Annotated in this window: 20 protein-coding genes; 6 read left to right on the top strand and 14 right to left on the bottom strand. The window is 59.3% G+C overall.

Annotated elements, in window-relative coordinates:
• Window positions 1-285 (top strand): hypothetical protein (locus tag PSV43_RS08585; protein WP_300195627.1); only part of this gene is annotated, 285 nt, incomplete at its 5' end.
• Window positions 286-800: 515 nt separating this feature from the next.
• Window positions 801-1,571, top strand: a complete 771-nt coding sequence (locus PSV43_RS08580) for a tetratricopeptide repeat protein (RefSeq protein WP_300195624.1) — start codon at window positions 801-803, stop codon at window positions 1,569-1,571.
• Window positions 1,572-1,642: 71 nt separating this feature from the next.
• Here PSV43_RS08580 and PSV43_RS08575 read toward each other — a convergent pair whose 3' ends face one another.
• From PSV43_RS08575 to thrH, 3 genes are all read right to left on the bottom strand, one after another.
• Window positions 1,643-2,752 (bottom strand): glycoside hydrolase family 3 N-terminal domain-containing protein, encoded by a 1,110-nt coding sequence (locus PSV43_RS08575; RefSeq protein WP_300195622.1) that lies wholly within the window; start codon window positions 2,750-2,752, stop codon window positions 1,643-1,645.
• A 408-nt stretch (window positions 2,753-3,160) separates the two neighbouring features.
• Window positions 3,161-4,669, bottom strand: a complete 1,509-nt coding sequence (gene trpE, locus PSV43_RS08570; RefSeq protein ID WP_300195619.1) for an anthranilate synthase component I — start codon at window positions 4,667-4,669, stop codon at window positions 3,161-3,163.
• 58 nt (window positions 4,670-4,727) lie between these two features.
• Window positions 4,728-5,351: a bifunctional phosphoserine phosphatase/homoserine phosphotransferase ThrH gene (gene thrH / locus PSV43_RS08565; protein ID WP_300195617.1), complete on the bottom strand. Its 624-nt coding sequence runs from the start codon at window positions 5,349-5,351 to the stop codon at window positions 4,728-4,730.
• Window positions 5,352-5,459: 108 nt separating this feature from the next.
• Between thrH and PSV43_RS08560 the strand changes: the two genes are divergently transcribed.
• Entirely contained in the window at window positions 5,460-5,933 is a 474-nt protein-coding gene (locus PSV43_RS08560) for a pyridoxamine 5'-phosphate oxidase family protein (RefSeq protein ID WP_300195615.1), read from the top strand.
• 204 nt (window positions 5,934-6,137) lie between these two features.
• Here the strand turns inward: PSV43_RS08560 and PSV43_RS08555 are convergent, their stop codons facing one another.
• The gene (locus PSV43_RS08555; protein WP_300195613.1) at window positions 6,138-6,521 is read right to left on the bottom strand and encodes a YkgJ family cysteine cluster protein; all 384 of its coding nucleotides are present in this window, start codon (window positions 6,519-6,521) and stop codon (window positions 6,138-6,140) included.
• A 117-nt stretch (window positions 6,522-6,638) separates the two neighbouring features.
• Between PSV43_RS08555 and PSV43_RS08550 the strand changes: the two genes are divergently transcribed.
• On the top strand, window positions 6,639-7,274 hold the full coding sequence (locus tag PSV43_RS08550; protein WP_300195611.1) for an urease accessory UreF family protein: 636 nt from the start codon (window positions 6,639-6,641) through the stop codon (window positions 7,272-7,274).
• A gap of 6 nt (window positions 7,275-7,280) precedes the next feature.
• Here PSV43_RS08550 and PSV43_RS08545 read toward each other — a convergent pair whose 3' ends face one another.
• From PSV43_RS08545 to PSV43_RS08530, 4 genes are all read right to left on the bottom strand, one after another.
• Complete coding sequence (locus PSV43_RS08545) at window positions 7,281-9,368, bottom strand: TonB-dependent receptor (RefSeq protein WP_300195608.1); 2,088 nt, start codon at window positions 9,366-9,368, stop codon at window positions 7,281-7,283.
• Between the two features lie 331 nt (window positions 9,369-9,699).
• A complete protein-coding gene (locus PSV43_RS08540; RefSeq protein WP_300195605.1) occupies window positions 9,700-10,659 on the bottom strand; it encodes an acetyl-CoA carboxylase carboxyltransferase subunit alpha in 960 nt (319 codons plus the stop codon).
• 30 nt (window positions 10,660-10,689) lie between these two features.
• The gene (locus tag PSV43_RS08535; RefSeq protein WP_300195602.1) at window positions 10,690-11,646 is read right to left on the bottom strand and encodes a LysM peptidoglycan-binding domain-containing protein; all 957 of its coding nucleotides are present in this window, start codon (window positions 11,644-11,646) and stop codon (window positions 10,690-10,692) included.
• Window positions 11,647-11,650: 4 nt separating this feature from the next.
• On the bottom strand, window positions 11,651-12,178 hold the full coding sequence (locus PSV43_RS08530; protein ID WP_300195600.1) for a hypothetical protein: 528 nt from the start codon (window positions 12,176-12,178) through the stop codon (window positions 11,651-11,653).
• Window positions 12,179-12,468: 290 nt separating this feature from the next.
• Between PSV43_RS08530 and PSV43_RS08525 the strand changes: the two genes are divergently transcribed.
• Complete coding sequence (locus PSV43_RS08525) at window positions 12,469-17,691, top strand: autotransporter-associated beta strand repeat-containing protein (protein WP_300195597.1); 5,223 nt, start codon at window positions 12,469-12,471, stop codon at window positions 17,689-17,691.
• 64 nt (window positions 17,692-17,755) lie between these two features.
• Window positions 17,756-19,099 carry a methyltransferase domain-containing protein gene (locus PSV43_RS08520; protein WP_300195594.1) on the top strand — a complete coding sequence of 448 codons (1,344 nt, stop codon included), beginning with the start codon at window positions 17,756-17,758 and terminating at the stop codon, window positions 19,097-19,099.
• Window positions 19,100-19,182: 83 nt separating this feature from the next.
• On the opposite strand, the gene PSV43_RS08515 is transcribed toward PSV43_RS08520, so the two are convergent.
• The 6 genes from PSV43_RS08515 to PSV43_RS08490 form a co-directional block, all read right to left on the bottom strand.
• Entirely contained in the window at window positions 19,183-19,614 is a 432-nt protein-coding gene (locus PSV43_RS08515) for a putative toxin-antitoxin system toxin component, PIN family (protein ID WP_300195630.1), read from the bottom strand.
• Between the two features lie 5 nt (window positions 19,615-19,619).
• On the bottom strand, window positions 19,620-20,006 hold the full coding sequence (locus PSV43_RS08510; protein WP_300195592.1) for a hypothetical protein: 387 nt from the start codon (window positions 20,004-20,006) through the stop codon (window positions 19,620-19,622).
• A gap of 68 nt (window positions 20,007-20,074) precedes the next feature.
• On the bottom strand, window positions 20,075-20,302 hold the full coding sequence (locus tag PSV43_RS08505; protein ID WP_300195590.1) for a zinc ribbon domain-containing protein: 228 nt from the start codon (window positions 20,300-20,302) through the stop codon (window positions 20,075-20,077).
• A 117-nt stretch (window positions 20,303-20,419) separates the two neighbouring features.
• Window positions 20,420-21,979, bottom strand: a complete 1,560-nt coding sequence (locus PSV43_RS08500; RefSeq protein ID WP_300195587.1) for an MFS transporter — start codon at window positions 21,977-21,979, stop codon at window positions 20,420-20,422.
• A 279-nt stretch (window positions 21,980-22,258) separates the two neighbouring features.
• Window positions 22,259-23,800: an MFS transporter gene (locus PSV43_RS08495; protein ID WP_300195584.1), complete on the bottom strand. Its 1,542-nt coding sequence runs from the start codon at window positions 23,798-23,800 to the stop codon at window positions 22,259-22,261.
• Window positions 23,801-24,054: 254 nt separating this feature from the next.
• Window positions 24,055-25,095, bottom strand: coding sequence for an aldo/keto reductase (locus PSV43_RS08490; RefSeq protein WP_300195582.1), 1,041 nt, complete (start codon window positions 25,093-25,095; stop codon window positions 24,055-24,057).
• Window positions 25,096-25,144: the final 49 nt, after the last annotated feature.

Here is a 25,144-nt window from a genome sequence, read left to right as displayed (position 1 = left end):
AAACCGGTGACAAAGCCTGAGGCTGTAAAGTCAATAGATTCAGAGACGAGAGCTGCAGCGGTAACGCCTGTCTTCACCAGTCCTCAGCCTGTGGCTGCGCGACTCCCGCCAGCGACTGCTGACAAACAGCCAGCAAAGGATGCCATCATCATTCGCCGTGCCATCGTTCCGTCCAAGGAGGAGATCGACCGTATGAAGCAGGGGCAGGTTGAAAACCAAACCGGACAGATGCCAGCCATATCCACGGCCTCGACTCTGCCGCCGAAACTTGATGCAGCACCGTAATCCCTCATGAATGGGATCGATGCGGCTGTCGAAAAGACCAAGTCTCTCCAAGGGTTCACGATGATCCACTCCCTCTGTGGTGCATGGTTTAGCTCATTCTGAAGCGCCTGCACGAGGCTTAACCCGAGAAGCGGCCATTCACGTTCTCCGTCGTTCCCTCCCTGCTGATTTCCGACTCTTCGGTCGAGCCCTACAACGCCGTCATCACTCTGCAGCGCATCCTGGACAATGCGGGTGCCGCCGTGTTGCTTGACAACGAGGCGCTCTTCCGCTTGAGAAGTCGAAGCTGCATCGCAGCCCGAACTCAATGGACTTCAACCAAATCATCGCCCTGCGCGCTGGCGCTGGTCAACCACATTGGCATTGCCGCAGTGTTTGAGAGTCTTATCACCGATTTCGACATCATGTTCGACAAGCACACCGACACACACGGGTATGAGAACAACGACGCCAGCGGGTCGAAATTGGGCCGACTTTTCGTCCGAGCGGCCTCGTGAACCATTCTTCAATCCAAAGTGGATACTGTTTTAGAACGTCAACTAGCCACCGCTTCCCGCAGCGTCGAGGAGGCGCGGAGGCTTGCTTACCACGATCCGATTCGCGTGGGTACGCTGGTCGAGCAGATCAGTGTGCTAGCTGACCTACGGCAGCAGGAGGGGGATTTCCGCAAGGCCGAGTCACTCTACCGTGAGGCGCTCTTCCGTGCGCAGGAATTGCGCAAGCAGGACCCTGACCTGCTGATCGGCATCTACTCGCTTCTCGCCCATTTGTATGATCGCTGGGGGCGCATGGACCAGGCGGCTGAGTTCTATGAGATGGCGCTGAGCATCGGTGCTGACAATGTCTTGGAAGACAGTGATAAGGTTGCCACGATCAAAAACAATCTGGCCATGATTTTCAAACAGCTGCGGAAGTTTGAAAAAGCCGAGGGCTATTACTGCAACGCACTTGAAGCCTTTCAGCGAATCGATGGCGAACAAAGTTCACGCGTGGCTTCCGTTTATAACAATCTCGGTGTGCTTTATTATAGCTGCATGGATGTGGACCGTGCCCAGGCCATGCATGAGCGGGCGCTCGCCATCCGGCAGAACCTGAACGATGGGCAGATGGATCCGGCGGATCTGTCGCAGACTTTTATCAACCTGGGGGCGGTGTACAAGGCTTCAGGAGATTTCCAAAAGGCGGAGGCCTGTGTGGATCGTGCCAAGCGCATCCGTGCCACCATGAATGGCTACCATCCGAATCCGCGTCGTTCTGCTGCGCTGCTGATCGACAAGAGTTTGTAGGAGCGAGCGGTCAACGGTCAAGCTGGTCAAGAGGCGAGCCCTGACCACACTTGACGATTCCTTGACCTCCCTCAATACAGCTCCACAGGGGAGCGTTTGCCGTCTTCGACGCTGAGATCTTTAGCGGCTTCCTCGCCGAGGGTATCGACGCGAAGCTGCCAGATGTCACGGTTGATCGCGGCGAAACGGTCAAGATTGAACTGATCGGGCTGCACAAGGCGCTTCTTGGTTTTCTCGATCCGCATCAGAGCATCATGCAGCGCGGGGGCTTCGACGCCTTCGAGGTGCTGGCGGGCGAGCTCCACCATTTCGACGCGGTGGCAAATCATGACGAGATCATTGCCCGCGCGCACCGCTTCCTGGATGGCCTGCTCAAAGGTGACTTCATTCAAGATCGCTCCCATGTCGAGATCGTCGGTCATGGCGAGTCCGTCGAAGGCGTATTGATGGCGCAGCAGCTTCGTCACGATGTTGTGGCTCAGGCTTGCCGGCCAGCGGCCACGATCCGGATCGTAAGCAGTGTAGTTGCTGTGACAGGTCATGACGCTGTCGAGTTCCGGCAGCAGGGCGGAGTACGGCAGCAGTTCGCTGCGTTCCATTTCTTCGCGGCTTTTGGTGATGACTGGCAGGAACTCATGCGGATCACACTCTGCCGGGCCGTAGCCGGGGAAGTGTTTGCCACAGCTCAGTATGCCCTCTGCTCGCATCGCACGATTAAAGACGCCCGCATTGTCGATCACCTGCTGTGGATCGCGACCATAGGTGCGGCCTTTGAGAGAATTGTCTGCGGCATCATCATACGAGATGTCCAGCACCGGGCAGAGATCGAGATTGAAACCGAACAGTCGCAAAAGCTGGCCGGTGATTTTGCCATGGCGTTTGATCAGTGCGGGATCTCCCTTGTCACGCAGCGACTGAGCATTCGGTGGTTCTTCGCCGATGAGGCGGAGACGCGAGACGCGACCGCCTTCCTGATCAATCGTGATGAACGGCTCGGCATCTGAGATGTCGCGCAGGTCATCGATGAGTTTGCGGACCTGCTCAGGGGTCTGGATGTTGCGGCCGAATAAAATGAAGCCGCCGGGCTGGAGTTTTTTGAGACGGGCCGCTGTTTCAGGAGTGAGTTCGGCGCCGGGGACGCCCATGAGGAGGAGCTGGCCGAGGTCTTTTGAGGAAGGCATGGTGAGGAGTGTTCAGCTGATTAGTGGTCGAATGAAAGCGGTTCAGGGGTGTCAACAATCGTTTTACTAAAATTCTGAGAACAACTGAGCGTTTTAGACTCTCACTTGTGCGACTCAGTGGTTTCTTTTTGCAAAAGTAGGGTGGGCAGGTTGACGAGAGGGGCAAAACTTTTTAACATGGTCATGTCTGTGAGGTAACTCGCAGGCCACGTTTGCAAGCTTCCTCAGCTAAAGCATTTCGTGCCAATCGGTCCTCCATCGTTGTTGGTTGCTGGATCGCCAAACAGAACCCTCCGGCTCCGCATGCCGGGGGGTTCTCTGTTTCTGAGTGATGCGTCCGAGCATTGTGAGCAACTGTGTGATTAGTTTGTTAGCACGATGTGATTAGCATGTGAGCAACTCAACGAGTCACGGTGCACTCAATTGACGTGCCCATTGAATCGCACGCAGCATGCCGGTGGCCTTGTTGATTGTTTCCTGATACTCAGCGGCAGGAACGGAGTCTGCCACAATGCCTGCACCTGCCTGCACATAGGCTTTGCCATCCTTCACCACGCAGGTGCGCAGAGCGATGCAGGAGTCGAGGTTGCCATCAAAGCCGAAGTAACCCACCGCGCCGGCATAGGCGCAGCGTTTGCTCTTCTCGCACTCGTTGATGATCTCCATGGCGCGCACTTTGGGTGAGCCGCTGACGGTGCCGGCAGGGAAGGTGGCGCGCATGACGTCATAGGCGGTCTTGTCTTCTCGCAGATGACCATCAACATTCGAAACGATGTGCATGACGTGCGAGTAGCGCTCGATGATCATCAAGTCGCTTACGCGCACGGTTCCATAGTCGGCCACACGTCCGACATCATTGCGTGCGAGATCGACGAGCATGATGTGCTCGGCGCGCTCCTTGGGATCGTTGAGCAGTTCCTCGGCCAGTGAATCATCTTCCGCCGCAGTCTTGCCCCTCCAGCGAGTGCCGGCAATGGGACGGATGTCGATGCGGCCGTTCATGCACTTCACATGAACCTCCGGCGAACTGCCGACCAGCGCAAAGCCCTGCGGGAAATCGAGGCAGAACATGTACGGGCTGGGGTTCACGTGGCGCAGAGCGCGGAAGAGATCCAGCGTGGTGCCGGTGTAGTCAGTCTCGAAGCGCTGGGAGGGCACGCCCTGGAAGATGTCACCTGCGCCGATGTACTCCTTCATCTTGAGCACCATCGCCTCGTATTCCTCCTGCGTGGTGTTGCTCTCGGGCGGCGGTAATTGACCGACGGGGGCAAAGGTCTGCAGTGGCTTGGCCGTCAGCGGCTTCTCCAGTTTGGCAATGACATCCGCAATTTGCTGACGCGCCCATTCGTAGGCCGCCTCCAGAGTGGCATGCTCATCGGTGTGGACATTGGCCACGATGGAGAGGCGACGCGTGCGATGGTCAAACACCAGTACGGTGTCTGTGACCATGAAGACCATGTCTGGCAGGCCTAGTTCATCCTTGTTCGGCGGTGGGAGCGACGGCTCAAAGAAGCGGACCATGTCATAGGCCAGGTAGCCGACGGCGCCGCCGTGGAAGACTGGCAGAGGCTGCGTTTCCAGTGGGGTGAAGGGCTTCATGAGCTCCTGCAGTTCCGTCAGTGGATCGCCCGTGGTGGTGTAGCTCCGCTTCTTCCCGCGCTCTTCGATTTCAATCTCACGGCCGCGCGCGGTGAAGATAATGCGTGGCGAACTGCCGAGCAGGGAGTAGCGACCGGAGTGCTGCGTGAGTTCCGCAGATTCCAGCAGGAAGGCGCAGCGGCCATCGTGGATCTTTTGGAAAGCGGAGAGCGGGGTTTCGTAATCGGCGGCGAGTTCCGCCATGACCGGTACGAGATTGCCCTGCTGCGCGAGCGTCTGAAAAGTGGCGAAGTCGGGCTGAAGATGGAGCTGAGGCATGCGTGGCGTGAAACGAGTCAGCATTCTGGACGCGAAATCGCGTTGTGGCAATGATGCTTCAAAGCACAGCGCGCATCGCCGCAAGCAGTTCGCCGTAATCGTCGAAGGGCTTGAACTGCGGGAACTGCGCCTGGATGCTGGCGGGGGAGTGGAAAAAGAAACCGACGTCGGCTTCGCCGAGCATGGTGGTGTCGTTGAAGGAATCACCAGCGGCGATGACGCGATAGTTCAGCGCCTTGAAGGCGGCCACGGACTTCTGCTTCTGGTTCGGCTGGCGTAACTTGTAGTCCACGATGCGGCCATCCTCAGCGACATCGAGCTGGTGGCAGAAGATCGTCGGCCACGCGAGCTGGCGCATCAGCGGCTGGGCGAACTCCGCGAAGGTGTCGCTCAAGATGATGACCTGCGTGATGGAGCGCAGCTCATCAAGGAAGGCGTTCGCGCCTTCCATTGGTGAAAGTGTGCCAATGACCTGCTGGATGTCCGGCAACTTCAAGCCGTGCTCATCGAGAATTTTGAGGCGGCCCTTCATGAGTACATCGTAGTCTGGCTCATCGCGCGTGGTGCGGCGTAGCTCGGGGATGCCGGTCTTCTCGGCAAAGGCGATCCAGATTTCGGGGACGAGAACGCCTTCGAGGTCGAGTGTGACAATGGTCTGCTGCTTCATACTGGCAGATGTCATGCATCCGCCCGCTTGTCCAGTAAAGCGGCGATCTTCAATCTCCAAAAAAGGCGCACAGACCGGCAAGCCACGCGGAGACGCTTTGGGCAACGTGGCGTCTGCTACATCATGAAGATCGAAAATGAAGTCTCCCGAGATGCCGCCCAACTGGTGGCTAAATGCCGGAATGCCGTGCTGGCCACATCCGATGCTGACGGCCGCCCGCATTCGGCTTGGATGACCACGCAGGTCACCGCCGATCTGGAGGAGATCATTTCCATCACCGCCCCGACCTCACAGAAGGCCGCCATCCTGCGTGCCAATCCGCAGGGGGAGTGGATGTTCGCCTCTTCATCAATGGAGACCATCGTCTATCTCTCCGGCCACACACGCTTGATCGAGGGTGACGCAGCGAAGCGCTACTGGGATCAGATGCCCGGCAAAGCCAAGGCCTACTACCGCAAGTACTGCGAGACCGAGGACTATCACCAATTTGCCGTCATCCGCACAGAGGTGAGCAAGGTCGTGCTGTGCAAACCCTACGCCTACACCAAGTTCGTCCTCTTTGACAAATCGGCTCCGGCCATCACCTCACCCTCCTAGCCTGCCTTTTCCACCCTCCGCGTGTCGCTTGCAGGCCTATCGGCTCCGTTTTCGGCAAGCTCACCGCCAGCCCAGCGAGAAGGGGGCCGCACTCTCCGAGTGCGGTTCAGTCGCAGGCCGCAGACGCTGCCCGCAACACTCAGATTCCCAACCGCCTCACACGACTATCCGCTCCCGATTCATCCCCCCCCCCTTTGCCGCCGCTCACCGTTTGGCGCGCAATGTCTCAGCGTCCGTAGGTCGCGGAGCTTCCACCGCCTCACACTTCTCCCGCCACCCAGGGAAATTCCACACATTCGGAAAGCCTTCGCACTGCACCGGCTTCACGGGTTGGATGCGGCAGACGTTCACGCCTTCTAGAAAGAGGCATTCGCCGTTGGGCTTGTCGATGATGCTCAAGCCGGTGCGGTTCGCATTCAGCCGCGTGCATTGTTCGATGAACTCGATGCGGGGCATGTCGAGGAAGGTGGCGATGTTTGTGATCTCGTCGTCCGTCACACGCACATCTCCCGGCCAGCGGCAGCAGTTGCCACAGCGCTGGCAGGCATACCAAGGCGTGGCGGTGTCAAGTGGGGAGGCTTCGCTCATGAAAAGTATTCTGTTCGCGCATTGCCGCGCTGGGGGCATAGTTCGTGCGATGAACGGGCTCATGCAACGAAGGTTTGAACATCGCCGCACCCTGCTGCGGCGCGAGTGGTTGTCGTGATGAAACTGCACCTGCTGCCACCTATCATCCTGTTGCCAACGCCGCATGACACGGCGGACGATGCGCAGATCATCGAAGACTGGTCCCGTGGACTGGACTGGGTCAAGTGGCTGCTTGGCAGCGTGCGCGCGCGTATGGACGTCCTTTCAGTGGCAGACCTCGCCTGCTGGAATGATTTTGCCGAGGGCCTGCTGCGTGAAGCCGTCGGCCCCGCCCTCAAGTCCGCCTGGCGCTGCGCCCATGCCAACGACCTGGCTGGCCTCCTCGCGGCTGCCACCACCTTGTCATCCCAGCTCCCGCCCGATGCCTGCCAGCGCAGTATGCAGGCGGGTGCGGTGCTGCTCAAATCGACAAAGCATGCCCGTTATCAGGGCGTGCTGGGTCGGCTGCGTGAGGCGGTGGAGCAGGGGAGCTGTGATAGCCACATCGCCATCGTGTGGGCGGCGGTGGGGCATTTTTTTCAGCTCAGTCTCACCAACGTGATCGCTGAATACATCCGCCTGGAGTGGGACATCGCTGCGCGTGACATGCCCGCGCAGGCACCGCCTGCCGGGAAGTTCAGCATCGCCGGACTCACCAGCCAGACCATGCATGATTCCGCCGCCGAGTCGGCTCTCCGTGTGGTGGACGCTTGAGGTGCGTTAAAACTTCACCGTGACACCAAGATTAGCTCCGAAGCCGGGCTCGTTGGAGCCGGAGCCATGGTAGCGGTAGGTTTGGTTCAGCATGTTGTCGAGAGACGCGGTGAGGATGAGGTGCGCGTTGACGGTGTAGCCGCCGCGTAATGTCAGCAGCCAGAATGACGGTGTGCCGTTGGGCGGAATCCTTTGCGTATCGAGCTGATCGGACGTGCTTAGGCGTCCCGCCTCGCCATACGTTAGACAGACAAACTCCGTCCAGAAACGATTGTCCGTGGCCTGCCAACGAACGCCGCCGTAACCGACGAGTGGGGAAATTTTACCGAAGGGCTCGCGGTGTTTCTGGTTCGTGGTGCCGATGAACTGATCCACTTCGCCCTCGACCCAGGCGAGATGCCCGAAGACACTCCAGTGTTTGTCGATCTGCCAGCGCGCTGCGAATTCGAAGCCCTGCATGTAGCCGTCTCCTCCGTTGGTTTTGGTGTCTTGCAGCGGCACGGTGGTGGAACGACGGATGATTAGATTGTTCAACCGCGTGTAAAAGTAGCCCAGGCTGGCAGTGAGAGTCTCGGTATGGGTCTTGAGGCCGACTTCATAGGTCAGATATTTTTCCGGCGAGAGGTTGGGGGCGGGTATTTCGGTGCGGCCAGAGAGCGCTACATCGAAACGGGAAAGGTCGGAAAGATTGGGCGCACGGAAGGCCTGCGAAACACCACCATAGAGCGAAAAACGGTCGCGCTCATCGAGGTCAATCACGAAGCGCGCGCTGCCGGAAAAATTATTCCAACTGTTGGCGAATGACCGCTGCGTCAGCGTGGTCGGGTCCTGGAAGCTGCCAAGTCTTGCCGTGGCATGCGTGTAGCGCTCTCCGAGGAACAGGTGCACCCGGTCGCCGATTTCGATTTCGTCCTGAATATAGACTCCCAGCAGACTGTAGGTGGAGTTGTCCGCCACGGCTCCTTGGAAGGGATTGTTGCTGGCGTTGGACTGCACGAAGTCCTCATAGAAGTCGATGCCATAGACCAGATTGCCGATTGGCGTATCGCTTTCGAACTGGAGATCGGCACCGAGTGTGGAGAGATCGACTTTATTGTTGGAACGGGTGCCGCCACCGGTGACGCGGAACTGGTCCTCGCTGGCAGTTTGCAGGGAGATGGTGAGGCTGGCGTTGTCGATGAAGCTGTTCAGGTCTTCTCCTGCAAGTCGGACATACGAAAGGCTGCGCTCCTGGTCAAACAGGCGCACACGGTCCGTGCCGATGGTGGTGCCCTCAAACGAAACGCCGGAGGTGGTGGAATGCGTGCGCCACACATCATTCTGGCGCACCTGCTGATGCGCGGCGGTAAAAGTCCACTGGTCATCGAGGGCCACATCCAGTCGCACATTGAAGGCCCATTGGTCGTATCCGGTGTTGCGTTGCCGCCGTCCGCTGCCGTCCGTGACATCTCCGAACTGACTCAAAGTGACGCCTGCATGCAGCCCCCACTTCTGGCCTTCGCCGATGCTGGTTTCCAAATGCTCCACGTGGCTGTGTTCTGCGGTGGAATAGCGGTAGTCCGTCCGGCTGTGGGAAAAGAACCCGCCTGCCGCCTCACTGAGAAACCCAGAGCCCTTGGTGAAGGCGTTTACCGTGCCACCGATCGCGTCGCTGCCATACAACACGGCACCTTGGGAGGGCAGAACTTCGACCCGGTCGAGACCATACTGGTCGATGGTGTTCCAGTACTGGTTCGGTCCATCGCGAAAGGTGGAGTTGTTGAATCGGATGCCGTCGATCATCATTAGATTGCGGAATCCGGTGAATCCTCGGATGAAGGGCGATCCCTGACCGTTGGAGGTCTTCTGAATCGACACGCCGGGGGTTTCACGCAGCGCTTCGGGAAAGGTGCGTGTGAGGCGCTCTTCCATCTGCTGTTTGTCCAGCGTCTTGAGAGCGGCGGGCACCTTTGAAATCGGATTCGCGCTGCGGGTCGCCGTGATCACCACCTCGGGTATTTGACTGGTCTTCCGGGGTTTGTTTTTCTTGTCTGCCGGTGGTTCAGCAGCAATGCCTGCGGCTGAAAAGATGATGAGGAATGAGAGGGCGCGCATGGTTGACTTCGATGGAAAATCGGACTCAAGCAGCCTCCGCTGCCGTTGTCACAGACAGGTGGCGGAGAAGTCACCGAATGGGTCGTTATTGCTCCCTGCGACGTGGGAAGCGGGTAAAAAACGACCATGAACGAATGGCGCTTGAGTAAGCGGCGTCATCTTAAAATTCACCGCCAAAGGTGAACGATTCGATGGCGCGCGGCCTTTTCAGTCCACAGCGCACACCTGCTCCGCTTGGGCATGCGTTCACGACGGCGGAACTCAGCGCGCCGGCTAGGGCGGCTTTAGCCGCAAGGCGGTTGGTCAAGCTGATGCACTGGCGGCTTTCGCCTTACCCTTCCGTGAACTGACCCAGCGCACGGAATTTCTGGTAGCGCCCTTCCAGCAACTGCGCCGTCGGCAGAGCTTTGAGTTCCGTAAGTGTCGCAAGCACCGCTTCCTTGAGCGCGTTGGCTGCGGCGAAGTGGTCGTTGTGCGCGCCACCGAGAGGCTCAGGGATGATGCCGTCGATGACACCGAGCTTGGAGAGATCCTGTGCGCTGAGCTTGAGCGCGGAGGCCGCCTCCGGGGCGTGCTCGCGGTGCTTCCAGAGAATGGCAGCGCAGCCTTCAGGACTGATAACGGAGTAATACGCGTTCTCCATCATGAGCACGCGGTCCGCGATGCCGATGCCGAGCGCGCCGCCGCTGCCACCTTCGCCGATGACGACGGCGATGACCGGCGTGCGCAGGGTCATCATCTCGCGCAGATTGAAGGCGATGGCCTCGGCGATGTTGCGCTCTTCCGCACCGATGCCGGGGAAGGCTCCGGGGGTGTCGATTAGAGTGATGATGGGCAGGCTGAACTTTTCGGCCATGCGCATGAGGCGGAGGGCCTTGCGGTAGCCTTCGGGATGGGCGCTGCCGAAATTGCGCAGGAGGTTTTCCTTGGTGTCGCGGCCTTTCTGATGGCCGAGGATGGCCACGCGCTGACCGCCGATGGTGGCAAAGCCGGCGGGCATGGCGTTGTCATCGCCAATGTGGCGGTCGCCGTGCAGTTCGACGAACTCATCCGTGATGTGCTTCACATAATCGAGCATGAAGGGCCGGCCAATGTGCCGGGAGATCTGCACGCGCTGCCAGGGGGAGAGATTGGCATGAATGTCGCGCTGCAGGTTCTCGGCCTTCACCTCAAGATCAGCAACCTGCTGGGCCAGCTTGTCACTGGGTTTGGCGGCGAGCTTTTTTTTGGCCTCCTCAATCTCTTCGCGGATTTTGACGATGGGCTTTTCGAATTCCAAAACGGGTTTCATGGCGGTCGGTGGGGAAAGGGATGGGAGGGATTATCTCACAAGGCTCAACTTTGACCCTTTGCGAACGAGCGCAAAGAGTTCTTCGATGTCTTCACGAGCGAGGAAGATGCCTGTTTCTGCCGTGGGTGGGGGGGCAAGAGCGAGCGGCGGGGCTGGAGAGGTGGATTTTTTTGAGGTGGCAGACTTTGGCTCCTCCACGGGCAGGGCGCGGGCGACTGGTGGTGTGCGAATGCTGATTCCGGATTTGGTGCCCGCAAACCATTTTTCAGCATCGACGTAGTTGGGGTCGGTGGAGAGCACCGCCTTGCCATCGTGCACGGAGTTTTTGCTTGCGATGGTCATCTCCACCGGCAGGCGCATGCCGGGCATGAGGCGGATGTCTTTCGCATTATAGACTTTGAAGAGGTATTCTTTGTCGCCGACTTTGCGCAGGAGCATCACCTGCTTCTTGGCGACGCTGACGCCAAGATGGAAATCCATCGGGATGATGGTGAGGTGATCACCGGGGTGAAGATTGAAGCTCATCAAGCCGCTGGAGCGGATGATGGAGTCCACGGTGGTTTCGTACTTGTTGGCGATGGAATTGAGCGAATTGCCCGGCTGCACGATGTAGTCCTTCTTCCCTGCGGTGGAGTTCGCGGAGTAGAGCTGATCCATGTTGATCTCACCAATGATGCGCATGGCCTCGGGGCAGGTCGCGGATTCGGGGAACTGCTGCCGCAGTTTGTACAGCGCATCACGCCCTTCCTCGATTTTGCCAGTCTTGATGAGTTCCACCGCCGCGTCGAACCGCCGCACACCGGGGTCGATACGAGGGCGGTCCTTGCCCTTCATGGAGGCGATGTCATGCTCCACCTGGCTTTCCTTGAGCAGGATGTTCATGTAAACCCAGTACCCCATCGCCAAGGTGCCCGCCACCAGGCCCACGGTGATGAGGAATATGAGCAGTTTGATCTGGGTCTTGGCCATCGCGTTAACGACAAACATCCACTCAGCCCAGCAGGCCGCGGCGTTTGAAATCGAAGAGGTTGATGTTCTGGGACTTCTCGATCATCTCGACGGTGAACTTCAGCAGGCAGATTTCCCAGGTGTCGTCCACGCCTTGAATGACGGCACGCATCGGATTGCCGGAGGTACGGATATCACTGAGCAGCTTGCCGGTGACTTCTTCCATGGATTCATGGATGATTTGCTCGCTGATGTCACCTTTACGGAATTTGAAGCCGTATTTGAGGATGGCCAGCTTATGCAGATTGTCCCGAAGGAATTCGCCAAATCCGGCCACTTCGGGACCGAAACCTTCAAAGTCAAACTGGCCGGGCAATTCCGGGCGCAGGATGAGGGGCTTTTCGGCCTCAATGCGGCCTTCGCGCACGCGCACGGCACCGACGGTATCCATGAGTTCGGTGACGATCTGAAACTCGAAATGGGTGCTGCCAAAGGTGTCAATGCGGCGGTCCGGCTCATGGAGCACCTGGGTATTTTCCAGGGCGTATTGAATATCGAACTCGGTGGGCATGTCTTGGGGGGTGACTGAGACTAAGCTGCTTCCACGCTGGGGCCAGTGATTTCTTGGGTTCTCCGCCGGAGGTGGTCAGCAGCAGGAAAACGGGCGGTTCTTGCGGATTCCGTGTTATGACATTTGAAATACGTTTGTCATCTGTGGATGGTTCTCAGAGAGTTGCTTAAATGGACACGGGACCATGCTGTCACGCTGGGCATGTTTGACACAAATTCGGCTCAAATAAATTCAGCGGGCGAAAAGGCATGCAGGTTGTAACGCTCCTGCAAAGGCATTAAAAATGGTCCATGATGACTAGCGACTCAGCGCCATCCCCCAGCGCTCGTCAGCGTGATCTCCGCAGCTTTTCGCTCGGTCTGCTGGCCTTCGTTCTACTGGCATGCCCTCTAAATGCGGTGGATTTCAATTGGACGGGTACGACCAGTTCTGATTTTACCGTGGGCACGAACTGGAGTGGAAATACAGCGCCTTCTCCGACCGGAGGCGGTGTAGCGTCTCCCGTACCTTGGCGGATCAGTGTGGGGGGCACGACTAACACCCTGGTTTATTCTGCGGCTCAAGGGCACACCGTGCTGAGCGGTGGCAGCAGCGACCGTGCGCTCTTCATCGCGAATGGCACCAATGGTTCGATGTCGATCACCGGCGGCATTTTTGAAAGTACCAGCTCGGCATTGGATGGCATGACCAATTCCACCAATGCAGCGGGATTGCTCAGCATTGACGGCGGCACCTACCGCAAGACCACCGGCAACGGAGGCGCGTCCACCTTTGCCGTGTTTTACGGAGGCGCCGGTCTGGCCCATGCGACGCTCGACATCAACAGCGGCTCCTTTGAAGTGACCACGCTCGATCTGCAGAACAATGGAGCCACTTCCACCCAGACTGACGGCACCCCTGAGTCGCTGGTCAATCTCGACGGTGGCACCTTGTCCGTCGGTACCATCATCCGCACTAACACTTCGGCAGGCATCGATGCAGTGCTGAACTTCAATGGCGGCACCCTCCAGGCACGTCAGGACAGCACCACCTTCCTGGCAAACCTCGGCCAGTTCACCGCGAATGTGCAGGCTGGCGGTGCGCTGATCGACACACAGGCCTTCAATATCACCATTGCCGCGCCGCTGGTGCATGATGTGGCGCTTGGTGGCACGGCGGATGGCGGACTGACGAAAGTGGGCGCGGGAGCGCTGACGCTGGCCGGAGCCAGCACCTACACCGGAGGCACCTTCATCAAAAACGGCATGCTGATCCTGAGCACTGGCAATGACCGGCTGCCAACGGGGACAGTTCTCACACTGGGCGATGGCAGCAGCAATGACAGCGGCGTGCTGAAACTCGACTCGCGCAGCCAGACGCTCGCCGGACTGCTGACGGCAGGCACGGGGACGGGCAACAGCGTGATTAACGGTAACGCCACCGCCACCGCCGCCACGCTGACGCTCAGCATCAATGTGTCGAACCTGTTTGGCGGTGTGTTGGGCGGAGCTGGCACCAATGAAAACAACTTCGGTCTGACGAAGACGGGAGCAGGTGTGCTGACGCTTTCCGGCATCAACACTTACTCCGGAGCGACGAACATCTTGGCTGGCACCCTGCAGGCAGGAGCGGCGGGCGGGGGGACGGTGTTTGGCGTGAACTCCGCCATCACGCTCGCGGATGCCGCGGGTGTCGTGCTCGACTTGAACGGCTTCAGCCAGACGGTGGGTTCTCTGGCCGGTGGTGGCAGCACCGGCGGGCAGGTGACCCTAGGAAGTGCTGTGCTGACGCTGGGCGGGAGCAATGCCAGCACGACGTTTGCGGGCATCATCAGCGGCGTGGGCGGAACTTTGATCAAGACGGGCACGGGCACCCTCACACTGTCGGGTGCGAACACCTACACCGGTCTCACCACGGTTAGCGCGGGGGTTCTCACTGTGGCCAGCAACACAGCGCTGGGCGGCACCGCAGGTGGAACGAGTGTGGCCAATGGTGCCACGCTGGTGCTGGCAAACGGTATCAAAGTAACGGGTGAAACCGTGGGCATCTCCGGCAGCGGTGGCAACAGCATGGGGGCGCTGCAGACGGTGGCCGGTGGTGCCGCTGAATGGGCGGGGGTGGTGACGATCGAGGCTGGCGGCACGCGGTTGGGGGCACTGGCGGGTGGCGTGCTGACCGTGAGCGGGGGCATTCAAAATGGAGCATCAAACAGTCTGTTCATCTCCGGGGAGGCTGGTACGGGCACGGTGCTCATCAGTGGCACGGGCAACACCTACACGGGAGCGACTCAGATCATTCGCGGCATTCTGAAACTGGGCAGCACCAATGCCCTGCCGACCACCACCGTACTAGATGTGGACTCTCTCGGCTCTATCGGCGTGAACGATGACGCGACTTTTGATCTGAATGGCTTCAATCAAACGGTCGCCGCCCTGCAGCGCACCGGCACGAGTTTTGGCACAGGAAACAGCTACATCACCAACAGCAGCACCACGGGTGCAACGCTCACCGTTTCGTCCACCAGCACCACGAGTTACAGCGGCGTCATTCAGAATGGTGCAGGAGTGGTGAATCTGACGCTGAGCGGCGGTGGCAGCCTGACCCTCTCGGGTGACAACACTTACACGGGACTCACAACCTTGTCGGGCGCGAACAGCGCACTCGTCGTGGGTAGCAATACCGCGCTGGGCGGAACGTCAGGCGGAACAAATGTTGGAAGCGGTTCGCGCGTGGTGCTGGCCAATGGTGTGACCGTCACAGGTGAAACCATCACCATCACCAGCACGGGCGGGAACAACAACGGTGCGCTGCAAACCGCCTCCGGTGCCTCGGCCGAGTGGGCTGGAAATATCATCGTCACAGGGTCGGATGCCCGCATAGGCGGCGGCGTCGGCGGCACGCTGACGGTGTCCGGCGTCATCAGCGGCAGCGCACCGATCCTGTTCAGTCGTGCGGATAACTCCACCACGATTTTGAATGCCGTGAACACCTACACGGGTGACACGCAGTTGTTCAGCAACGGCTCGGCCACGGGCTCGTATCTCATCATCGGCGTGGACAATGCGATCAATGCCGCCAGTCGTTTGTCCGTCATCAGCAACGCCCCCGCCACGAAGCCCATCACGCTGGATCTCAACAGCCACGTGCTCACGCTGCGCGGTCTCGACACCTCCGCCTATCATGAATCCGGAGCCGTCTTGTCCGTGGCCAACAATGCGGCCGCCACGGCCTCAGTGCTCACGATTTCTGATCCCGCTGCCAACACGACCTACTTCACCGGCACTCTGAAGGATGGCACCAGCGGTGCTGGCGGTCTCTCTCTGGTGAAGAGCGGCAACAACACGCAGGTGCTCATTGGTGCCAATACATATACCGGCTCCACGACCATCAATTCAGGCACCTTGCAGGTGGGCGGCGCGGTGTCCACGTATGGTGCCAGCGGTTCACTGGCTTCCACCCGTTTCCTCTTCAACGGTGGCTTCCTCACCCTCGACAACACCGGTGCCAGCAACAATAACGCCAATCGTCTGGCGGACGCGGCGGACTTCGCCTTCCAAGGCGGTTCCTTTATCTACAAAGGCTCCAATCAGGCGGCGACGAACTCCAGCGAGACCCTTCACAATCTCACGGTGAACTCGGGATTGAAGACCCTCAGCGTGATTTTTGGCGGCACCAATGTGGCGACGCTGAACGCCAATCAGATCACCCGCCCCGCGCAGGGTGGCCTCCTGCTGGTGAATGGCACGAACCTCGGCATGGACTCCACCAGCACCGCCAGCGTGGCAAGGGTGCTTTTCACCACGGCACCGGAACTGGTGGGTGCCACTGCGGCGCTCTCCACGGGCATCAATCTCGCCTCGAAGGACACCCAGATCGTCCCATTCCTGCTCGGCGAGGTCACGCTGGCAACTGGCGGTACGGGAACCGCCACCGGCACGCCGAACACCTTCCTCACCTACAATGCCACGACCGGCCTGCGCCCGCTCAATCCCATCGACGAGTTCACGCAGAACGCGATCTCCACCGGCAACAACACCCGCGTCACCACTGGCACAAGTGTCAGCGTCTCGGACGCGATCAATTCGCTCATCCTCGACGGTGCCAGTGTGACGATCGGCAGTGGAAGGACTCTCACTGTGACCAGCGGCGCCATCCTCTTCACCACGGGCAGCGGCATCGGCATCAGCGGCGGCACCCTCGACTTCGGCACCCGGGAGGGTCTTGTCACGATCAATTCCCTGAGCAATACCATCATCAGTTCCGTGATCACGGGTTCGGCCGGTGTCACCTACTCAGGCACTGGCACCTTGGTGCTGGCCACGCAGCAGAACACGTATGGTGGCAATACGTTGCTTCAGGTCGCTCTGGTGATTCCCCAGTCCAGTTCCACCGGCCCGGCTGGCGCACCGACCAGCGGCCCCTTTGGCCAGGGCACCGTCATCTTCAATGGCTCCGCCATCCGTGCCACGACTTCAAATGACATCATAGTCGACAATAATGTGCAGTTTAATGCCGACACCACCGTGGTCAGCAGCGGCACTCCTTCCCTCGACAAAGTGCTCACTTTCACCGGAAATGTGACCCTCTCCGGTGCCTCCCGAACCATCACCCACAGTTCCGGTGCCAACACCATCTTTTCCGGCACCATCAGCGATGCCGGCAACAACCTCGGCCTCACCATCGCAGGCAGCGGTCTTGGTGCAGTCGTCCTGTCCGGCACCAGCACCTACACCGGCCCCACCCAGGTAAATGGTAGTACTTTGCAGGTCGGCAGCAATGGCATCGGCACTTCTGGCACGGGTGCCGTCACAGTGGCCAGCGGTGCCACCCTCGCTGGCTCGGGAAGCGTGCAAGGCGCGACGGTGATGAACTCCGGCTCAGTCCTCCAGCCCGGCGATGTCACAGCCTCCGGCAACGCGAGCACCCTGGTGACCAACAACAGCACGCTCACTTTCACCGCAGCCAACACCGCGCTCACCGTCAATAACGGGGCACAGATTCGTCTCGGCATCTCCAGCCCGACGCTGCCGTCCAATGTGATCTCCTTCTCAGCGGGAATGTATCAATACAACGGGCAAGACTATGGCAGCGCCCTCGCCTTGTTCAGCAATGAGTCGGGTGCGCTCAGCATCTGGAACACCAGCCCGTCAAACGTCAGTAATCACGACTTTATTAAACTCACAGATGCCGCGGGCACTCTGAGCATCGGCGACCGGGCCGGGGGTGCGTGGGGCCAGGGATCGGTGGTGGTGAATTCCAGCCTGGGCTCAGTGGCCGTCGGCCAAGTCTTCAATTTGATCGACTGGAACGGTGCCGCGATCAGTGGCAACTTTGACGTGGGCGGTCTGACCTTCGTGGATGCCAGCGGCAACGCCATTGCGGGAGATCTCGATCTGGCACTGCTCGGTGCTGGTTTTAGCTGGGATGTGAGCGCGTTTCAAACCTACGGCATCATCGTCGTGGTCCCTGAGCCCGGGCGCACCTGCCTGCTCCTCCTCGGTCTGCTGGGTTTGGGGCTGCGCCGGTGGCGGTGACTTGATTCGTGCCGCCGTGGCTTGTCAGCTTGCAACGTGACGGTGGGCGGACTATCGACGCAGGATGAAGCTCCCGCCCCACCTGCTCGACGAAATCATCCTCTCACTCGGAGAGGTCTTTGTGGGCAAACGGTATGCGGACAAGGTCATCGAGTTCACCTTCAAACGGCACCGCAAGTGGGGCAGTCGTGACCGCCGCATTTTCGCGGAGTCCATTTATGAATGCGTGCGCTGGTGGCGCTGGTTCTGGTATCTGGCCGGTCTGCCGGACGAGGAGCACACCCAGCCGGAGAACATCACCCCGGAACGTTTGTGGCGCGTGTGGGCTGCTTACTGGATTTCCAACGGTCGTGCTCTGCCCCAGGACGAAACTGCACCCGAGGTGAAGCCCGAGGATGTTTTGAAGCGTGCCAAAGAAGGCGCATCACCTGCCATCCGTGCCGCGATTCCCGATTGGCTGGAAGCACGCGGCAGCCTTGAGCTGGGTGCTGCCTGGCCAGCGCTGCGTGAATCGCTGAACCTCCCTGCAGATGTGTTCATGCGCGTGAACACGCTCAAAAATGACCGCCGCTCACTGCGTGAGAAGCTGGGACAGGAAGGCTATGAAACCGAGGCCGTGGATCAGGTGCCCAGCGCGCTGCGCCTGAAGCAACGCGCAAATCTGTTCGGCACCGACTCCTATAAAGCCGGCTTGTTTGAAGTCCAGGACGCAGCCTCGCAGCTCATCGCGCCGTTTTTGCAGCCAGAACCCGGCATGCGGGTCATCGATGCCTGCGCCGGTGGCGGCGGCAAGGCTCTCCACATGGCGGCGATCATGCGCAACAAAGGCCGCCTGCTGGCGCTGGACATCCATGCCTGGAAACTTGCTGAACTCCGCAAGCGCGCCTCACGCGCCGGCGTGGACATCATTGAAGCGCGCGAAATCGAAGGTTCCAAGACCGTGAAACGCCTGGCGCAAAAAGCTGACCGCGTGCTGCTTGACGTGCCGTGCTCCGGCATGGGCGTGCTGCGCCGCAATCCAGATGCGAAGTGGAAACTCAGCGACGTGGAGATCGACCGGCTCATCGCCCTCCAGGCTGAGATTCTCGAAAGCTACAGCCGCATGGTCGCTCCCGGCGGCAAGCTCGTCTATGCCACCTGCAGCATCCTGCCCAGCGAAAACGAACGGCAGGTCCAAGCCTTCCTGGCCAAACACGGCGAGGAATGGACCCTCGAAGAAGAACTCCACCGCACGCCCGAGACCGGCGCGTTCGATGGCTTTTACGCAGCGCGCTTGGTGAGAAAAGCTGCGGCTGCGACAACTGACGCAACCAGCCCCGTGACTGACGAGGTCAAAACGCCGAATGATGAAGAAAGTCCCCATCAGTCAGTGTCCACGGAAGGCAAGGAACATACGGAAATAGAGTGATCGGAGTTTCGGTTTCCATGTCTTCGGTGTGTTCCGTAGCCCACCCTCAATGACAGCCACTTCGGCTGTCTGCGTTGGGCCATTCAGGGTGAGTCACTGGGTGTCAGAAACTGAGCGATAAACCCCTCTGGTGTGATGGGCTGAGGTTTGAAGCCGCTGCCGATCAGCGGGGCGAAATGCCGGTCGCTTGTGATGATGTAGTCAGCGTGAGCTGCAATGGCGCAGTCGGCAAATTTGTCGTCATCACGATCCGCTGAGATCGTGCGGAAAAAGAATGAGGGTGAAATTTCCAGCAGCGTTCCCAGCCGCAGGCCCAAACTCATGACAATGCTGAGAATCTCTTCCGCCTTCGCTGGTCCTCGCATTCTTCCGAGCACCTCTTCGTATTCCTGGAGGATGTCGGTGCTCAACGCCCACTTGAACGTCCCTGCGTGCCAGGCATGACGAATGGACGCGTGGGGATGTTGCGCCACGAACATTCCGTTCATCACATTGGTGTCGATGACGACGATCATGACCGTCAAGGCTGGCGGCTGGGATGACTGGCCCGGTACTCTTGAATGGCCTCGTTCACCATTTCCTGCGTCGCACGTCCTGCGCGCCAGTCAGTTGCGTAATCTTCGCAGAGTTCATCGAGCCGCTGCTTCAGTTCGAAAACTTCCAACTGTTTCCCTGCCATCTCCAAGTCTGCGTCAGAGAGCTTGTCGATTTGCTGATGCAAATTCGCACGGATTTGCTGGGGCGGGAGTTTGACACCGGTACTCATGCCGATAAGCATACCATGCAGACCATGGCGCATCAAGTGCGCGGAAACCGGCGCGTTTGCTGAGATTGCTGCACCGAATGACGAAGCCTGCTTGGTAAATGACGCGGAAAGTCCCGATCCAGCATTGCCGAAGGAAGGCACCGAACATAAGGAAACAGAGTGACCGGAGTTTCGGTTTCCGTGTCTTCGGTGTGTTCCGTAAGCCACTGTCAATGGCACCCACACCCAGTCCCACAGGACCCGCCGCCACCTGAGGCCTGCGATCCCCCGCTGCTGCCGCCCATCATTCCCGTGCCGCCAATCGGCACGCGGCGCACAGGTTGGCCGCTGTCTGGATGCTGCGTGAACGCGGCATCCTTCATGCTCTGGCGTACTTCAAAGCGCTTGGTGGGTTCGCCTTCAAACTGGGGGATGGTTTCGTAAACGTAGGTGGGCATGATCGGAAATGACGAATGTTCGAAGTACGAATGCCGAATGAATGACGCTGCGCAAGGCGGGAAATAAAAACGGCGTCCCGGTAAGGGGACGCCGCGTGGGAGTGTTGGGGCTGTGGATCAGGCTTTCGCGGCCGCTTCCTCTTCGTCGATGGTCAGGGGCTTGTAGCCGCCGATGGACTTGAAGTAGAGCAGAAGGAGCAGGTAGATCACCGCCATGGTTCCGGGGATGTAGGCGTCAAACTTCAGCGTCTTGCGGTCGCCCTGTTGGTCGGCCAGCACCACAGCTTGCTGATCAGGAGTCTTCTCCTTGGCTTCCTTGGCTGCGGAGAGCTTCTTGCCATCGAGGCCGACAGCGGCTGTTGCTTCGAGGTTGAGGAACTTGCTCGGTGCCTCGGCCTTGTAGGTTTCATACAGGGCAGGGTTGGAGGCCTTCAGGGATTCTCCAGCGAAACGGTCCTTGGTATAACCGAGGCCAGGACCACCGATGATGCCAGCGGAGAGCATGCCGATGCCACCCATGATGGAAATGGCGACAGCGCCCGTGCGCGGGAAGCGGTCAGAGGCGACGGCTAGCATCGTTGGCCAGAAGAAGGTCTTGCCGAAAGCATAGACACCGAGGGCGATGAGCGCGGTGGTGAAGGAGTTCATCCCGGCAGCGAGAGTGAGGCCGCCGCAGGCGAGGGCTGAGCAAACACAGAGCAGGCCGATGGGGGAGAGCTTGAGTGTTTTCTCAATCCAGTGGGCGCAGAAGCGCAGGCCGAACATGATGGCGGAGGTCCAGAGGAAGAGCGCCTTGCCCTGCTCAGGAGTGAACAGGTTGCCGGTGATGTTCTGGATCCAGCCGTCCGTGCCGAGCTCCACAGCACCGACGAGGGCGTGCGTGACGAACAGGACGAAAAGCACCAGCGAGCCGAGCGAGAACTTGGTGAGCACACCCACGGCGATCAGCACAACACCGCCAGTGGCGTAACCGAGGTTCTTGGCCAGAGCAGGCTCAACGCTGAGCACGTCTTTGAAGAAGCCTTCCGCAAAGAAGGAAAGGAGGAAGCAGGCCACGGCACCGCCGAGGATGCCGACGTCTTTGAGCATGTTGCCGAAGCTGACGCCCTTGGCCGCCGCTGCGGATTGCGGGAACTTCTGGCCCATGAACATGAGACCGTAAATGACGGTCGGAATAAGATAGAGCGCGAGCTGGATGCGCCAGTTGATCTCCAATTTGTCGTCAAGGAACCAGCCGATGATCACACCGATCACCATCCCGGCAGGCCATGAGGCGTGAAGGATGTTGAGGTAGTGCGTGCGGTTTTCTGGGAACAGCGTGGCGACGAGCGGATTGGCCACGGCTTCCAGAGTGCCATTCGCGAAGGCGAAGATGAACATGCCGAGCGAGAGCACCATGAAGGCGCTGCTGCCGCTGGCGGTGAAGGTGACGAGCGCGGAGATGATGTGCAGGAGGAAGGCCACCACGACGAGCTTGCCGTAGCCGATCTTGTCCACCACGACACCGCCGAGGATGATGCCAAAGCAGAAGCCGTTGAAGCCCATACCGCCAATGGCACCAAGCTGCGCTCCGGTGAACCCGAACTCCTTCGCCCAGTTGTCAAAGATGCCGCCACGGATGGCGAAGCCGACGCCGGCCGCGAGAATGGCCATGAAGCCGGCCCAGAGAAGTCTCATTCGATTGTTTTCGCTCATAGAGGAGGGAGTGGAGTGTGTGTGTATTGGTTGGAGTGATGGTTTCGGGAACGGGCGTGTTTTAGGTGCCACGCCTTCTGGCGACAAGGAAAAAGTGTTCTCATGGTTGAGAAGTCGTCAGGGCGCTCAGCGGAAAGGACCGCAGAGTGCGTCCAGAAAAAGACCTTTGCTGTGAGCTTTCGGGCGGGCGGACCTGTTATCGCTGCGAAGTTGGAGGATCTTACAGTGAATCCAGGAGTCCTTTCCATTCTGATCAAAGGCTCAATGGGCCTGACCTGCTTCTCCCTCGGAAATGACGACCGGTTTGTAGCCACCGCGTGATTTGAACCAGAAGAACATGCCGAGATAGCAGACCAGCATGAAGCTGGGGAGGATGGCGATGGTGGTGAAGACACTGCGCTTGCTGGCAGCCTGTACGGTTTCGAGTTCCTGCTGCTGCGGGGCAGGGAGTACCTTGATTTTTTCCTGGTTTAGCGTCGGTGCACTGCCAAAGATGCCGGGCTTGGGCTCGCCTTTGATCTCGGAGTACAGCGCGCTGTGCTCGGTGGCAGAGAGGCGCTCAGCCATGTCGAGGTCCTGCTTGTGGCCAATGTAAGGGCTGCCGAGGACGCCCAGGAAAAGCACGCCCACGGCGGAGACGCCATTGAGAGTGAGTGCGCCGCCTTTCGGGAACTGCTCGGCGGTGAGGCCCAGTGTGGTGCTCCACAGGAAGGTCTTGCCAAGGGCGTACACGGTCGCTGCACCCAGAATGACCCAGCCGGTGGCATGGGAGAGGCAAATGAGACCGGTGATGGCAATGGCGGCGCTGATGACCAGCAGGCCGATGGGGGAGAACCTGTGTACGATGGGTCCGGCATAAAAGCGTAGCACCGTCATGATGACGGAAACATACACAAAGATCCACGTGGCGAAGTTCGGGAAATCCGGGCCGCTGAGCTTGAGCAACTCCGGCATCCACCCATCGGTGCCGAGTTCGGTGGTCGCGAGCGGCCCGATGGTGATGAGAACCACGATGAAGAGCCAGTTGCCCAGTGACCGTGTGTAAAGTCCTGTGCCTACGCCAATCACCACGCCGGCGATGAGCGAGTCCTGCAAGGAGGCTTCATGCCCCATCATCTGCATGACTGCGCAGTAGGCGAGCGAGCCGATGATAAACGTGCCGACTGCGCCCACTTCTTTGAGCATGTCGCGGTAGCTTACACCGGCGGCCACACGCTCGTTTACCGGGAAGGTGCGCGGCATGATGAGCAGGGTATAGAGCACCACAGGGATGAAGCACAGCGCGAAGCGGAACTGCCACACGGCATTGAAGAAAAGTTTCGTTTCCGGCAGCAATGCGCAAAACAGCGCACCCAGCGCCAGCCCTGCGGGCCAACCCGCGTGCAGGATGTTCAGCCACTTCGATTTGTTCTTGCTGAAGACCGTGGCGACGACCGGGTTGATGAACGACTCCACCGTGCCATTCGCCACAGCGACGAGCAGCGAGCTCCAGTAAAAGTCCTCATAGCCTGAGGCGCGCAGCGTGAGCACAAGTGAAACGACATGGCAGCCAGCAGCAAACAGTGCGACAGTTTTGTAGCCGATGCGGTCAATGATCAGGCTGAAGAAGATGATGCTCAGTGCGAACGGCCACATGCTCGCCCCATTGATGGCCCCCTTCTGTGATTCGGACAGATTGAAGCTGTTTTGCAGTTCGCCAATCGTGTTGGCTCGCACGCCAAAAACAAATGAGGTGGCCACGAGGGCGATGAAGCACGCCCAGAAGAGTTTCATGTCGGCTTTGCCGGAGATGGTCTGAGTCATGGCGTGAGGTGGGATCGGTCAGGGAGTTCGCGATTCCAGCAAAAGCAGCCTCACAGCGCAACGTCTTTTTCACGGCTTGGAAAATAACCCGTCAAAGTTCTTGATGAAATAACACAGGTTTACATCGCAGCGCCCCGCACGCCGTGAGCATGAAGAAAGTACTCCCGAGCTTCAGCTCGTTCCGGGAAACGCCGCCTCTTCCAGAGCGCACTAAAGTTTCCGGCTGCTTTCTGTCTCCTGAGGGCAAGCTCAGCCTACAACCTCCGCAACCCATCCTCCGTCATCGCGCACGGGATCGCTTCATCAATCTCATTGATGCGGCCCAGAGTCTCATCACTCAGCACAAGATCGGCAGCAGCAAGGCTGTCATTCAACTGCGCCACCGTGGTGGCACCGACGATGGTGGAGGCCACGCAGTCGTGCTGCTTGCTCCAGGCCAGGGCGAGTGCGGTGACACTGACGCCGAGATCAGCGGCGATGACCTGCAGTCGCGCGGTCGTCTCAAGGCTGCGCTCATTGACGAAGCGCGCGGCCATCTTCTTCTGACGCGGGCCGCCATTCTGAATGTAGTCAGTGAAGCGCGCACCCTTCGGCAGAGCACCACCATTGTACTTGCCGCAAAGCACACCGCCACCTAGCGGCGAATAGGGCAGCAGGCTCACGCCTTCCTTCCGGCAGACCTGCGCCAGCTCGCTCTCGCAGCGGCGATTGATCAGGGAGAAATTGTTCTGTACCGTGGCCATGCGTGCGAGGCCGTGTTTCTCTGCTTCCCAAAGGTTCTTCATCACACCCCAGCACGTCTCATTGCTCGAACCCCACGCGCGGATTTTTCCCTGATCAATGAGATCAGTCAACGCCCCGAGCGTCTCCTCCTGCTGCATCCCGTGGTCTGGCCAATGCGTCTGATACAGGTCGATGTAATCCGTTTGCAGACGCCGCAGGCTGTCTTCACACGCCTGGAAAATCTGCCGGCGATCCAGCGCCGTGAACCCATTGCGCACCGGCGGCCTGAACCAGCCATGGCCGGGGCCGGTAACCTTCGATGCAATGATGATCTCGCCACGCTTCTGCCCCTTGAGCCACTTGCCCACAATCTGCTCCGTCACCCCAAACAGCTCCGCACTCGGCGGCACCGGATACAGCTCTGCCGTGTCAAAAAAATCAATCCCCGCCTCCAGCGCACGATCCATGATCTCAAAGGAGGCCCTCTCATCCGCCTGCAGGCCAAAGGTCATGGTTCCCATGCAGATGTCCGTGACGACGATGCCGGTGCGGCCAAGGCGGTTGCGTTTCATAAGGCGCGGATGCTAGCAGCAATGGCCGGAGAGCCAAGGCCAAAGCGCC

This window comes from Prosthecobacter sp., assembly GCF_029946185.1.
Lineage (GTDB): Bacteria > Verrucomicrobiota > Verrucomicrobiia > Verrucomicrobiales > Verrucomicrobiaceae > Prosthecobacter.
Note: the sequence above shows the minus strand (reverse complement) of the source record. Positions and strands in the feature narration are given on the sequence as shown.